Source organism: Pseudomonas sp. B1-22 (genome assembly GCF_050474425.1).
GTDB lineage: Bacteria > Pseudomonadota > Gammaproteobacteria > Pseudomonadales > Pseudomonadaceae > Pseudomonas.
In genome coordinates this window covers 405,335-418,669 of the sequence record NZ_JBCHVH010000001.1, presented here as the reverse complement: position 1 = coordinate 418,669, position 13,335 = coordinate 405,335, and the positions used below count along the sequence as shown (strand labels likewise).

Annotated in this window: 15 protein-coding genes; 11 read left to right on the top strand and 4 right to left on the bottom strand. The window is 65.8% G+C overall.

Features of this window, described 5'->3' with window-relative positions; all coding sequences use genetic code 11:
- Positions 1–119: 119 nt before the first annotated feature.
- Positions 120–974: a glycine betaine ABC transporter substrate-binding protein gene (locus ACQ5BL_RS02055; protein WP_207887966.1), complete on the bottom strand. Its 855-nt coding sequence runs from the start codon at positions 972–974 to the stop codon at positions 120–122.
- Between the two features lie 283 nt (positions 975–1,257).
- Here ACQ5BL_RS02055 and ACQ5BL_RS02050 point away from each other — a divergent pair, with 283 nt between their 5' ends.
- Positions 1,258–1,479: a DUF2061 domain-containing protein gene (locus tag ACQ5BL_RS02050; protein ID WP_207887964.1), complete on the top strand. Its 222-nt coding sequence runs from the start codon at positions 1,258–1,260 to the stop codon at positions 1,477–1,479.
- A gap of 74 nt (positions 1,480–1,553) precedes the next feature.
- Entirely contained in the window at positions 1,554–3,137 is a 1,584-nt protein-coding gene (locus ACQ5BL_RS02045) for a glycosyl hydrolase family 17 protein (protein WP_243805653.1), read from the top strand.
- 1 nt (position 3,138) lies between these two features.
- On the opposite strand, the gene ACQ5BL_RS02040 is transcribed toward ACQ5BL_RS02045, so the two are convergent.
- Positions 3,139–3,504: a hypothetical protein gene (locus tag ACQ5BL_RS02040; RefSeq protein WP_243805655.1), complete on the bottom strand. Its 366-nt coding sequence runs from the start codon at positions 3,502–3,504 to the stop codon at positions 3,139–3,141.
- Between the two features lie 102 nt (positions 3,505–3,606).
- Here ACQ5BL_RS02040 and ACQ5BL_RS02035 point away from each other — a divergent pair, with 102 nt between their 5' ends.
- The 5 genes from ACQ5BL_RS02035 (at position 3,607) to ACQ5BL_RS02015 (ending at position 7,989) form a co-directional block, all read left to right on the top strand.
- Entirely contained in the window at positions 3,607–4,173 is a 567-nt protein-coding gene (locus ACQ5BL_RS02035) for a hypothetical protein (RefSeq protein WP_243805657.1), read from the top strand.
- Between the two features lie 76 nt (positions 4,174–4,249).
- Entirely contained in the window at positions 4,250–4,735 is a 486-nt protein-coding gene (locus ACQ5BL_RS02030; protein ID WP_207887956.1) for a GNAT family N-acetyltransferase, read from the top strand.
- 87 nt (positions 4,736–4,822) lie between these two features.
- Entirely contained in the window at positions 4,823–6,172 is a 1,350-nt protein-coding gene (locus ACQ5BL_RS02025) for a serine/threonine protein kinase (protein ID WP_207887954.1), read from the top strand.
- Positions 6,173–6,175: 3 nt separating this feature from the next.
- Positions 6,176–6,988, top strand: a complete 813-nt coding sequence (locus ACQ5BL_RS02020; RefSeq protein WP_243805658.1) for an MlaA family lipoprotein — start codon at positions 6,176–6,178, stop codon at positions 6,986–6,988.
- A gap of 140 nt (positions 6,989–7,128) precedes the next feature.
- The gene (locus tag ACQ5BL_RS02015; protein ID WP_243805660.1) at positions 7,129–7,989 is read left to right on the top strand and encodes a pirin family protein; all 861 of its coding nucleotides are present in this window, start codon (positions 7,129–7,131) and stop codon (positions 7,987–7,989) included.
- A gap of 117 nt (positions 7,990–8,106) precedes the next feature.
- Here the strand turns inward: ACQ5BL_RS02015 and ACQ5BL_RS02010 are convergent, their stop codons facing one another.
- Positions 8,107–9,291 (bottom strand): patatin-like phospholipase family protein, encoded by a 1,185-nt coding sequence (locus ACQ5BL_RS02010; RefSeq protein WP_430292769.1) that lies wholly within the window; start codon positions 9,289–9,291, stop codon positions 8,107–8,109.
- 45 nt (positions 9,292–9,336) lie between these two features.
- Positions 9,337–10,272, bottom strand: a complete 936-nt coding sequence (locus ACQ5BL_RS02005) for a lipid A biosynthesis lauroyl acyltransferase (RefSeq protein WP_243805662.1) — start codon at positions 10,270–10,272, stop codon at positions 9,337–9,339.
- 144 nt (positions 10,273–10,416) lie between these two features.
- On the opposite strand from ACQ5BL_RS02005, the gene minC reads away from it, so the two are divergent.
- The 4 genes from minC (at position 10,417) to ACQ5BL_RS01985 (ending at position 13,173) form a co-directional block, all read left to right on the top strand.
- A complete protein-coding gene (minC, locus tag ACQ5BL_RS02000) occupies positions 10,417–11,334 on the top strand; it encodes a septum site-determining protein MinC (RefSeq protein ID WP_430292768.1) in 918 nt (305 codons plus the stop codon).
- A gap of 61 nt (positions 11,335–11,395) precedes the next feature.
- Positions 11,396–12,211: a septum site-determining protein MinD gene (gene minD, locus ACQ5BL_RS01995; protein WP_207887944.1), complete on the top strand. Its 816-nt coding sequence runs from the start codon at positions 11,396–11,398 to the stop codon at positions 12,209–12,211.
- A complete protein-coding gene (gene minE, locus ACQ5BL_RS01990) occupies positions 12,208–12,462 on the top strand; it encodes a cell division topological specificity factor MinE (protein ID WP_207887941.1) in 255 nt (84 codons plus the stop codon). Before minD ends, minE begins: the two co-directional genes overlap by 4 nt.
- Positions 12,463–12,537: 75 nt before the next feature.
- A complete protein-coding gene (locus ACQ5BL_RS01985; RefSeq protein ID WP_152221710.1) occupies positions 12,538–13,173 on the top strand; it encodes an RluA family pseudouridine synthase in 636 nt (211 codons plus the stop codon).
- Positions 13,174–13,335 lie beyond the last annotated feature (162 nt).

Here is a 13,335-nt window from a genome sequence, read left to right as displayed (position 1 = left end):
GCCTTCCCGAGATTTTTGCGAACAAGCCCGGAATAGACACGGCGCAATGAAAAAATCCCCCGCGAAGGCTTGGCTTCGCGGGGGATTTTCCTGTGTCAGGCGCGGCGCGATCTAAGCGCTTACAGCCACTCTTTCACGCGATCCGGATGCGCTTCCACCCACTTCTTGGCGGCCACGTCCGGCTTTTCGCCGTTCTGCACGGCGAGCATGACCTCGCCGATTTCCTGGCCGTCCTTCCACTGGAATTTCTTCAGGAAGGCCCAGACTTCCGGTGCCTTCTTCTCCAGCGCCGGGTTGGCCACGCTGTCGACGTGCTCTTCCTCGCCGTAGACCTTCTTCGGATCTTCGAGGAACTTCAGCTTCCACTTGGCGAACATCCAGTGCGGAATCCAGCCGGTGACCGCCACGGCCTTCTTGTCGTTCTCCGCACGGGTCAGCTCGGCGATCATGCCGCTGCCGGAACTGGCCACCAGCTTGTAGTCCAGGCCGTAGTCCTTGATCGCCTGGTCGGTCTTGAGCATCACCCCGGCACCGGCGTCGATACCGACGATACGGCCGTCGAAGTCAGCCTTCTGTGCCTTGAGGTCCTCGATGCTGTTGGCTTTCACGTACTCGGGTACGATCAGGCCGATCTTCGCGCCCGGGTAGTTCACACCCAGGTTGACCACCTTGTCCTTCATCTTGTCGTAGTAGGCGCCGTGGGTGACCGGCAGCCAGGCCGAGAGCATGGCGTCGAGTTTGCCGCGCGCCACGCCCTGCCACATGATCCCGGCCGCGACCGGCATCAGCTTGACCTGGTAGCCGAGCTTCTCGCGCATGATTTCGGCGGCCACGTGCGTGGTGGCCACGCTGTCGGACCAGCCATCAACGTAACCCAGAGTGACTTCCGGCTTGGCCGCCGCACCGGCCAGGCCCGCAGCCGCCGACAGCACCAGCCCTGCGCCCAGGCCCAACAGGCGTCGCATCATTCGCATGGTTTTCTCCCCGTATTTTTTGTCGGAGCGTCCGGGCGAACCCGTCGCATTTCGCGGTCTTGGCCGCCCCTACATCATCTGCCGGGCCGCCGCGGGGGCTGCTCTGAGAACGACACGCAACGATCCGATCCACGACAGAAACCGTCCGTCCACGACCCAGCCATTCCATCCGCGACGAAGGTGGCGGCCTATCGCCTCCATACAGAGGCTCGATTACCCGCCGGGGTGCCTCCGCGATAGTCTTTTCTCAACAGAGAACAATTCTCAACTGGGAGAAGCCGCCATGCTCAAGACCGTCACCTTCACCCTGATGCATTTCACCATCGCCTTCAGCGTGGCCTATGCCCTGACCGGCAGTATCACGGTAGGCGGCCTGCTGGCGATCGTCGAGCCGCTGTGCAACGCCGTGGGCTTCCACTTCCACGAAAAGCTCTGGAAGCGCCTGGAACAAGGCCAGCCGGGCGATGCCGTGCCGGCGCACAACTGGGTGCACCGCCACGCCTGAGTGCCCGCAGGGGGCGCTGACGCCAGCCGGCGGCATTGCTAAGATGCGCGCCTCGCCACGGTTCGCGTGCTCCCATGCCCCAGTCTTCGCGCTTTCCGCTCCTGCCCTACTGCCTCGCCCTGCTGATCGCCGTCACCGCCCTGTGCGGGCTCTGGTACGGGCTGGGCAAACCGGTGAACCTGCCCGACGCGGCGACGCCCACGCACAAGCTGCAATGCGCGTCCTACAGCCCCTTCGCCAAGGACCAGTCGCCCTTCGACCAGCCCTTCGTCCTGCGCCCGGCGCAAATGGACGCCGACCTCGCCCTGCTGGCGACGCGCTTCGACTGCGTGCGCACCTACTCGATGACCGGCCTGGAAGGCATCCCCGCGCTGGCCCGCAAGCACGGCCTGAAGCTGATGCTCGGCGCCTGGGTGAACGCCAATCCCGTCGATACGCAGAACGAGGTGAGCGCGCTGATCAAGGCCGCCAACGAGTATCCGGACGTGGTCCAGGCAGTGATCGTCGGCAACGAGACCCTGCTACGCAAGGAGGTCACCGCCACCTACCTCGCCGGGCTGATCCGCCAGGTGAAGTCGCAGGTACGCCAGCCGGTGACCTACGCCGATGTCTGGGAGTTCTGGCACCGCCACCCGGAGATCGCCCCGGCGGTGGACTTCGTCACCATCCACCTGCTGCCCTACTGGGAAGACAACCCCAGCAACATCGATGACGCCCTCGCCCATGTGGCGCAGATCCGCGAAGGCTTCGGCCGCGAGTTCGCGCCCAAGGACATCCTGATCGGCGAGACCGGCTGGCCCAGCGAAGGCCGCCAACGTGAAACCGCCGTGCCCAGCCGGGTCAACGAGGCGCGGTTCATTCGCGGCTTCGTGCACATGGCCGAGGAGCGCGGCTGGCGCTACAACCTGATCGAAGCCTTCGACCAGCCCTGGAAGCGCCAGAGCGAAGGCGCGGTGGGTGGTTACTGGGGCCTGTTCAGCGCCGACCGCGAGGAGAAAGGCGTGCTCGCCGGGCCGGTCAGCAACCTGCCGGGCTGGCCAATGTGGCTGGGACTGTCCGGGTTGATCCTGGCCGGCGGACTGCTGCTGGGCGGCCGGCCGGCCTCCTCCCGCACCGCCCTGCTATTGCCACTGAGCGCCGCACTGGGCGGTGCCTGTATCGGTTTGTGGGCAGAGCTGGCGGTGGTGACCACCCGCTCCTGGGACGAATGGCTGTGGGCGGCCTGCCTGGTCAGCCTGAATCTGCTGGTGCTGCTGCACGTCTGCCTGAGCCTGTCGGCGCGCCAGGGTTGGCGTACGGCGGCCTTCGACTGGCTGGAGAAACGCGCCGGGATCTGGCTGGCGGCGACGGGCTTCGCGGGGGCGGTTCTGATGCTGGGCCTGGTGTTCGACGCCCGCTACCGCAGCTTCCCCAGCGTTGCCTTGCTGTTCCCGGCGCTGGTCTACCTGTGCCGGCCGGTGCAAGCGCCGCGCCGCGAAAGCCTGCTGCTGATCGCCTTCATCAGCCTGGGCCTGCCGGTGCAACTTTTCCTGGAAGGCCTGGGCAATCTGCAGGCGCTGGGTTGGGCGGCGGTCAGCCTGCTGCTGCTCGGAGCACTCTGGCGCGGCCTGCAGCAACCCCTGCCGCTGGCAACGGGAGCGCAGGCGAACGCCAGCTGAATCAGGCGCGCTGCCCGCGCACCAGGCGCAGCCCGGCCAGCACCACGGCGAACACCGCTAGACCGGCGTTGTACAGCACCAGCGCCGGCAACGCCGCGAACATCCCCACGGCAGCCAGCCACCAACCGGCACGGCCGGGAACCAGGAAGGCCAGTGCAGAAAGGCCCAGCGCCAGCGTGCCGAACACGCCGAAATGAATCAGCAAGCCCAGTTGCGCACGCGTGGCGCACTCCCAGCGGCTGGCCGATTCGGCGCACAGCCCGACCCAGCGGCTGTCTTCCATCAGCCCGAAACGCACGCCATAGCTGGCGGCCAGCCATAGCGACAAGACGAGCAACAGCAGGATGACGGGCAAGCGACGGGGCATGGTGCCTCTCCGGGGCGGAAACGGCGCCCAGCATAACCAGCGCAATGGCCGATGCAAGAGGCGTGGCGCCTACCTACACTGCGGGCAGCAACGGAGCCCGCGATGAAGCGATCGAACCTGTTCCTGCTGGCCTGCGTCCTTGTCAGCTTCTGGTGGCTCTGGCCCGGCGAGCGCCCCCATGCGCCGCCACAGCAGGGCAGCGCCCTGCCCGGCGGCGGCTTTCGGGTGGAGCGCTATTCGATCTATCCGCTCGAGGACTTCACGCTCGAAGCCCTGGTACTGGGCCGCGAAGACTATCGCCTGGGGCGCGAGGCGGAACTCTCCCCCACCGACCTTGCGCTGGGCTGGGGTCCGATGGCCGATCCGAACATCCTCGCCGGCATCCGCATCACCCAGGGCAACCGCTGGTACCACTGGCACGCCGACACCATGCCGATTCCGCGCCGGGACATCGAAACCCACAGCGCGAACATGCACATGATTCCCGCCAACGACAGCGTGGCCCGCACCCTGGCGCAGGTCGACAAGGGCGAGCGCATCCGCCTCTCCGGCAAACTGGTGCGCGTGGAGGCGGACGACGGCTGGCGCTGGGTCAGCTCCCTGACCCGTGAAGACACCGGCGCCGGAGCCTGCGAACTGGTCTGGGTGGAAAGCCTGGAACGCCTTTAGCGCCGTCGCATCGGGCAGTTGCCAGCGAGGCCGGCCACGGGGCATCCTCGGGCATCCCCTCATCAAGGTACCGCCCATGCCGTGCGTTGCGCTCCGCCCTGCCGTCCCCGCCGACATTCCTCTGATCATCGAGCTGATCACCGAGCTCGCCGACTACGAGCGTCTCGTCCATGAGGTCAAGGCCGACGCCGAGCGCATGCACGAGCACCTGTTCGGGCCGCGCCCCTACGCCGAAGTGCTGATCGGCGAGGTGGACGGCGAGCCGCAGGGTTTCGCGCTGTTCTTCCACAACTATTCCACCTGGCTCAGCCAGCCGGGCATCTACCTGGAAGACCTGTTCGTGCGCCCCGCCGCCCGTGGCGCCGGACTGGGCAAAGCACTGCTCACCGAACTGGCGCGCCTGGCGGTGGAACGCGGTTGCGGACGCCTGGAGTGGTCCGTGCTGGACTGGAACGAGCCCGCCATCGGCTTCTACAAGAGCCTGGGCGCCAGAGCACAGGATGAATGGACGGTCTATCGCCTGACCGGCGATGCCCTGCGTGAGCTGGCCCACAAGGCGTGAGGCCACGGCCGCACTTGTCGGCAATCCACTGGTCATATGGGCCGGTTTCCCTAGAGTTGGCTTCTTTCTGAAAGGACTCCCCTCACCATGAAATGTCTTTCACGCGCGGCCGTCCTGCTCGGCAGTCTCGCTCTGGCGCTTGCCGGGCCGGCATTCAGCCGTGACGTCGAGGAGGCCGGCTACGGCTATCCGCTGACCAATCCGTTCGAGGCGACCATCGCCACGACGCCACCGGAGCTGCGCCCGCAACTGCCTGACACCGAAGACATTCGCCAGGCAGACTACTCCCTGAAACTGCGGCCGGAGCGCGAGCACCAGTTGCCGGAAAACTTCTGGCCGGTGAAGAAGCTGCACTATCGCCTGGCCCGGCAGGACCACGAGGCGCCGCTGGTGTTCATCATCGCCGGCACCGGCGCGCCCTACTTCAGCAGCACCCCGGAATACCTCAAGCGCCTGTTCTACAGCGCCGGCTACCACGTGGTGCAGATTTCCTCGCCGACCAGTTGGGACTTCATGGCCGGGGCCTCTCAATCCGCCACGCCCGGCTACACCCCCACCGATGCCGACGACCTCTACCGGGTGATGCAGGCGGTGCGCGCCCAGCACCCCGAGCTGCCGGTCAGCGACTACTACCTTACCGGCTACAGCCTGGGCGCCCTGCACGCGGCCTTCGTCAGCCAGCTCGATGAAACCCGCCGCAGCTTCAACTTCAAGCGTGTGCTGCTGCTCAACCCGCCGGTGAACCTCTACACCTCGGTGAGCAACCTGGACAAGATGGTGCAAACCCGGGTCAAGGGCATCAACGACTCCAAGACCTTCTACCAGGTGGTGCTGGGCAAGCTGTCGCGCTACTTCAAGCAGAAAGGCTATGTCGACCTGAACGATGCCTTCCTCTATGAACTGCAGCAGTCCAAACAGCATCTTTCCAACGAAGAAATGGCCATGCTGATCGGCGCGGTGTTCCGCTTCTCGGCCGCCGACATGGTCTTCACCTCCGACCTGATCAACCGTCGCGGCCTGATCACCCCGCCGAACTACCCGATCAAGGAAGGCACCAGCCTGGAGCCCTTCTTCAAGCGCGCCATGCAGTGCGATTTTGAATGCTACATGACCGACCAGCTGATCCCGGTCTGGCGCGCCCACGGCAAGGGCAACAGCCTGCCGCAGATGATCCAGCAGGTGAGCCTCTACGCCCTGCAGGACTACCTGCATGACAGCCCGAAGATCGCCGTGATGCACAACGCCGACGACGTCATCCTCGGCCCGGGCGACATCGGCTTCCTGCGCCGCACCTTCGGCGATCGCCTGACGCTCTACCCGCTGGGAGGCCACTGCGGCAACCTCAACTACCGCGTGAACGCGCAGGACATGCTGGCGTTCTTCAAAGGACAGGATGCGCAGGCCCCGGGCCTGGCAACCGTGCAGACAGGGAACTGACCCATGCCATTCCGCTCTTCCTGGATTTTCGTCCTGGCGCTGTGCTGCGGCCTGGCTCAGGCTGACGACAGCCTGACGTTCACCTCCCGCAGCAACGACAGCTTCTCCGAGCCGCCGCAGGCCGACGGTTTCAAGCACCCGATGGATGCGCTGAAGTTCAATCCCGGCCTGGACCAGCGTGAGTTCGAGCGCGCCACCCTGGACGCCCTCAATGTCTATGACCCGTGGGAGTCATGGAACCGCCGCGTCTACCACTTCAACTACCGCTTCGACGAGTGGGTGTTCCTGCCCGTGGTCCATGGCTACGAATACGTCACTCCGCGCTTCGTGCGCACCGGCGTGAGCAACTTCTTCAGCAACCTGGGCGAAGTGACGACGCTGCTCAACAGCATTGGCCAGCTCAAGGCCGAACGGGCGGCGAACAGCACCGCGCGTCTGCTGTTCAACACCGTCCTCGGCGTTGCCGGCCTCTGGGACCCGGCCACGGCCATGGGCCTGCCGAAGGTCAGCGAGGACTTCGGCCAAACCCTGGGCTACTGGGGCGTGCCGGCGGGGCCGTACCTGATACTGCCGATCCTCGGTCCCTCCAACGTGCGCGACACCGGCGGCCTGGTGACCGACTTCGTGGCGGCCCGCGAAGTGAACTACCTCAACGTCTCCAGCCTAGGTCGCACGTATTGGGAGCTGCCGGTGCTGGAAATCGTCGACAAGCGCTACAGCAACAGCTTCCGCTACGGCCAGACCAACTCCCCGTTCGAGTACGAAAAGCTGCGCTACGTCTACAGCGAAGCGCGCAAGCTGCAGATCCAGGAGTAAGCCGAAACCGCCGCCCTTTCGCGGCGGTTTCTTTTTCGGCCAATACATCTGATTATTCGATTGTTTTGGCGAAAAACTCGCAACCATTGATTCATCGTTTGGGAATAGGATGGCTCCATTCACTGATCAAGGAGGTTCCCATGACCCGTTTGCGTACCCTGATCGACCAACACATCGGCCACCCCGCCTCTGACGGCGCCGGCGTGCGCCTGACCCGCGTGATCGGCGGCCCCGGCATCGAGCGCTTCGACCCGTTCCTGATGCTCGACCAATTCGACACGCAGAACCCGGACGACTACATCGCCGGCTTCCCGGCCCACCCGCACCGTGGCTTCGAGACCGTCACCTACATGCTCGAAGGGCGTATGCGCCATGAGGATCACCTGGGCAACCGTGGCCTGCTCAAGCCCGGCGGCGTGCAGTGGATGACTGCCGCCCACGGCATCATCCACAGCGAGATGCCCGAGCAGGAAGAAGGAGCCATGCGCGGCTTCCAGCTGTGGCTGAACCTGCCGGCGAAGGACAAGCTGTCCCCGGCCGGCTACCGCGACATCGAGCCGGAAGACGTGCCGCGCACCACCACCGCGCAAGGCGTCGGCGTCACCGTGATCGCCGGCCACTTCGACGATGGCGAAACTGTGCTGGACGGCGCCGTGCAACGCCCCGGCACTGAGCCGCACTACTACGACCTGACGCTGCCGGCGGGCGCCTCGGTCAGCCCGCGCATTCCGGCGGGACACCGGGTGATGCTGTACGTCTACGAAGGTTCGCTGAAGGTACCGGGCGAGCGCGGCGAAGAGAACGTGGCCACCAACCGCCTGGTGCGGCTCGGCCAGGGTGACGAGGTCCAGCTTTCCAGCGACAGCGGCGCGCGCGTCCTGCTGCTGGCCGGCAAGCCGCTCAATGAGCCGATCGTGCAGTACGGCCCCTTCGTGATGAACAGCCGCGAGGAAATCGAGCAGGCCCTGCGCGATTACCGTGATGGCGTGCTGGCGGTCTGAGCCACGCGCACGAAGGCAGGCTGTATGTAGGAGCGGACTCCGTCCGCGATGACTCCGCTTCGCGCCGGGAACCCATCGCGGGCAAAGCTTGCTCCTACGCTCACGGAAACGTCGCGGCTACAACGACCACTCCTCCATCCCCAGAAAGCGCGCGATCTCCGCGCGCTTTTCCATGGCATCGCGATAACCCAGTTCGATCAGCGCATTGCAGTAGCCCGGCTCGAACAGCAGGTAGCTCAACACCCCCGCCCCGCTCGCCTTGGTCGCCCCCGGCCCACGCAGGAACAGGCGCAGCGCACGCGGCAACTCATGGCGATATTCGGCGGCGATTTCATCCAGCGGCCGGCTGGGCGAGATCAGCAGCACGTCCACCGGCTGCAGCCCCAGCGCCGCACGGCGCTTGCCTTCCGGCACCATCGAACTCAAGAAGTTGATCCGGTTCAGCAGCTCGATATCGCCTTCCAGGCTGTCGATGAAGGTGCTGTTGAGCAAGTGGATGCCCACCTGCGCCAGGCTCGGCGGCTGGCCGGTACGGTAATTGGCCACCTGCTCGTTGGCGCTGCCCAGGGTCGGGTTGCCGCTCACCCCGATCACCAGCACGCGGTTGGCGCCCAGGTGCAGCGCGGGGCTGATCGGAGCCTGCTGGCGCACCGCGCCGTCGCCGAAGAACTCGCGCTGCACCTTCACCGGCGCGAACAGCAACGGGATCGCCGAGCTGGCGAGCAGGTGTTCCAGGCTCAGGCGAGTCGGCACGCCCACCCGCCGATGGCGCAGCCAGGGATCAATGGTGGCGCGGCCCTGGTAGAAGGTCACCGCCTGGCCGGACTCATAGCCGAACGCGGTGACCGCCACCGCCCGCAGGTTGCGGCGGCGTACGGCGGCGGCGATGCCGGAGAAATCCAGCTCGCGCTCCAGCAGGTAGCGCAATGGCCGGCTGTCGAGCAGCGCCACCGGCTGGCGCTTGCCCAGCCCGAGGAGGCTGTGGCCGAGAAAACGAAAGGCCTGGCTGACCACGCCCGACCAGTCCGCCCGGTACACCTGGCCGGTGCGAAACCCCTTCCAGACCTGGGTGAGCCGCTGTACTGCCGTCGGGAAGGACAGCGCCCCGCACGCCAGCCCCACGGCATTGATCGCTCCGGCCGAGGTTCCGACTATCACCGGGAAGGGATTCTCGGCCCCCTCCGGCAGCAGTTCGGCGATCGCCGCCAGCACGCCCACCTGGTAAGCCGCCCGCGCGCCACCACCCGAAAGGATGAGGCCGGTCACGGCCGGGGATGTCGCGGGGCGGGTGGAATCGGTCACGGATGCAGTCCCTGTCACGTCGTATCCAGAGTAGCCCGCCTCGCTCTACTTCTTCTTCCTGGCATAGAGCTTGGGTTCGCCTTCGGGACGGCTCTTGAAGCGGCGGTGCGCCCAGAGGTATTGCTCGGGCTGGCGGCGAATCTCGCTTTCCACCCACTGGTTGACCCGCAGGCAGTCGGCCTCTTCGGTCTCGCCGGGGAAGTCCTCCAGCGGCGGGTGGATGATCAGGCGATAGCCCGAACCGTCGGCCAGGCGCGACTGGGTGAACGGGCACACCTGGGCGCGGCCCAGGCGGGCGAACTTGGTGGTGGCGGTGACGGTGGCGGCCTGGATGCCGAACAGCGGCACGAAGATGCTCTGCTTGATGCCGTAGTCCTGGTCCGGTGCGTACCAGATGGCGCGACCGGCGCGCAGCACCTTGAGCATGGCGCGCACGTCCTCGCGCTCGATGGCGGTGGCGTCGGCGTTGTGCCGTTCGCGGCCGGCGCGCTGGACGAAATCGAACACCGGGTTGTCGTGCTCGCGGTACATGCCGTCGATGGTCTGCACCTGGCCAAGCAGCGCCGCGCCGATCTCCAGGGTGGTGAAGTGCATGGCCATGAGGATCACGCCCTTGCCTTCGGCCTCGGCCTTCCTCAGGTGCTCGATGCCTTCGATATGGGCAAGCTTCGCCAGGCGTGCCTTGGGCCACCACCAGCTCATGGCCATCTCGAAGAAGGCAATACCGGTGGAGGCGAAGTTTTCCTTCAGCAGGCGGGTACGCTCGGCAGCGGACAGCTCGGGGAAGCACAGTTCCAGGTTGCGCGCGGCAATCGCCCGGCGGCTGCCGACCACGCGGTACATCACCGCGCCCAGTGCTCGCCCCAGCCAGAGCAGCGCCGGATACGGCAGCTGCACCACCAGCCAGAGCGCGCCGAGGCCGAGCCAGAGCGGCCAGTGACGGGGGTGGAGGAACTCTCGGCGAAAGCTGGGGCGGTCCATGGAACTTTCCGGTCACGATCAAAGCCGGACATTCTACCTTGCAGACGCGCGCCGTGCCTGCCTTCAGCCCTGGCTATGCGCCACGCTTGCGGCTGCCGGGGCGGTCCGCTATAAGTCCAACCCATTTAATGACGCAGTCCGACCATGAGCCAAGCTGACCTTCTCGACCACGATCCCGTATTCCAGCTCAAGGGCAGCATGCTCGCCGTCACCGTTCTGGAACTGGCCCACAACGACTTGCCGCGCCTGGACCGTCAGCTCGCCGACAAGGTCGCCCAGGCACCCAACTTCTTCCGTGACACCCCGCTGGTGCTGGCGCTGGACAAGCTGCCCGACGGCGAAGGCCAGCTCGACCTGCAGGGCGTGCTGGACATCTGCCGCCGCCACGGCCTGCGCACCCTGGCCGTTCGTGCCAGTCGCGAGGAAGACATCCGCCTGGCGACCATGTTCGACATCCCGGTACTGCCGCCGTCCGGTTCGTCCCGCGAACGCACCGTCGAGCCGAAAGATGTGGCCGCCCCGCTGACCGGCGCCACCCCGGTGCGCCGCCCGCGCGGCGAGCGCCTGTCGGAGAAGGCCGTGGAGCAGGCCGCCGGCAGCGCCAGCGCACAGCTGGAAAAGCCTGCCGAGGCAGCCCCGGCCGAAACCCAGGCGGAAAAACCGGCCGAGCCCCAGGAGCCGGCAAAGGACGCCGCACCGGAAAAGCCGGCCGAACCGCCGGCGCCGGTCGTCCGGCCGACCAAACTGGTGACCACCCCGGTACGCGGCGGCGTGCAGATCTATGCCGCCGGTGGCGACCTGATCGTGCTGGCCCCGGTCAGTCCGGGTGCGGAACTTCTCGCCGACGGCAATATCCATGTTTACGGTCCGATGCGCGGTCGTGCCCTGGCCGGTGTCAAGGGTGACACCAGCGCGCGGATTTTCTGCCAGCAGCTGGCCGCGGAACTCGTGTCCATCGCTGGTAATTACAAGGTCGCCGAAGACCTTCGACGCAGTCCGCAATGGGGGCAGGCGGTGCATGTCAGCCTGTCGGGTGACGTGTTGAACATCACCCGCCTTTAACGGATACTGCCGCGACTTTCAGGGACCAGAATTCTTCGTTTTTTCTTTGGGGTGAATCACCTTGGCCAAGATCCTCGTAGTCACTTCCGGTAAGGGTGGCGTCGGTAAAACCACTTCCAGCGCAGCCATCGGCACCGGCCTGGCCCTGCGCGGCCACAAGACCGTCATCGTCGACTTCGACGTGGGCCTGCGTAACCTCGACCTGATCATGGGCTGCGAGCGCCGCGTGGTGTATGACTTCGTCAACGTCATCAACGGCGAAGCCACCCTCACCCAGGCCCTGATCAAGGACAAGCGCCTCGAGAACCTGTACGTGCTGGCCGCCAGCCAGACCCGTGACAAGGACGCGCTCACCCAGGAAGGCGTCGGCAAGGTGATGGAAGAGCTCAAGCAGTCCTTCGACTACATCATCTGCGACTCCCCGGCGGGCATCGAGAAAGGCGCCCACCTGGCCATGTACTACGCCGACGAGGCGATTGTCGTGACCAACCCGGAAGTCTCCTCGGTTCGCGACTCCGACCGCATGCTCGGCCTGCTGGCCAGCAAGTCCGCACGCGCCGAGAAAGGCGAGGACCCGATCAAGGAGCACCTGCTGCTGACCCGCTACAACCCCGAGCGCGTCACCAAGGGCGAAATGCTCGGCGTCGAGGACGTCGAGGAAATCCTGGCCATTCGTCTGCTCGGCGTGATTCCGGAATCCCAGGCGGTGCTCAAGGCATCCAACCAGGGCGTACCGGTCATCCTCGACGAAGAAAGCGATGCCGGCCAAGCGTACAGCGACGCCGTCGAGCGACTGTTGGGCAAAGAAATGCCCCACCGCTTCCTCGACGTGCAGAAGAAAGGATTCCTGCAACGACTGTTCGGAGGACGTGAATGAGCCTTTTAGATTTCTTCCGCAGCCGGAAGCAGCCCTCCAGCGCTTCCATCGCGAAAGAAAGACTCCAGATCATCGTCGCCCATGAGCGCGGCAACCGTTCGCAACCGGACTACCTCCCGCAGCTGCAGAAAGACCTGCTGGAAGTGATCCGCAAATACGTGCCCATCGACCAGGAACAAGTCCAGGTCGAGCTGGCCAACCAGGGCAGCTGTTCGATCCTGGAACTCAACATCACCCTGCCGGAGCGTTGATCCGGCCTGGGTGAACCTGCGGCGGCCTCGGCCGCCGCAGTCGTTTCTGTCACTTTCATTCGCGCAAGAGTTTCCATGCCGCTTTCCCAGATCGAATTCGTCCACGAGGACGCCGCCCTGCTGGTGGTGAACAAGCCCACCCTGCTGCTCTCCGTGCCCGGCCGCGCGGACGACAACAAGGATTGCCTGATCACCCGCCTGCAGGAGAACGGCTACCCGGAAGCGCGCATCGTCCATCGCCTGGACTGGGAAACCTCGGGCCTGATCGTCCTCGCCCGCGACGCCGACAGCCACCGCGAGCTGTCCCGCCAGTTCCACGACCGTGAAACCGAGAAGGCCTACACCGCGCTCTGCTGGGGCGAGCCGGAGCTGGACAGCGGCCGCATCGAAGCGCCGCTGCGCTATGACCCGCCGACCAAGCCGCGCCACGTGGTGGACTTCGAGCAGGGCCGTCACGCACTGACCTTCTGGCGCGTGATGGAACGCCACGGCAACTGGAGCCGCGTCGAACTCACACCGATCACCGGCCGCTCGCACCAGTTGCGCGTGCACATGCTCAGCATCGGCCACCCGCTGCTGGGCGACCGCCTGTATGCCGAAGGCGAAGCCCTCACCCTGCGCGATCGCCTGTGCCTGCACGCCAGCATGCTGGCCCTGACCCATCCGCAGACCGGCGAGCGCCTGCGCTTCGAGTCGCCCGCGCCGTTCTGACAACCCGTAGGAGCGGGCCATGCCCGCGATCGCGCCCATGGGGCGCTCCTACGAATGCCCCACTGCTGGCGTACAACCGCGGGTGCCCAATGACACGCTTCATCCGGCCGCAGATTCGCGCATTTACGTTAAACTTCCGGCCATTCGCTGTCCGGAGTTACC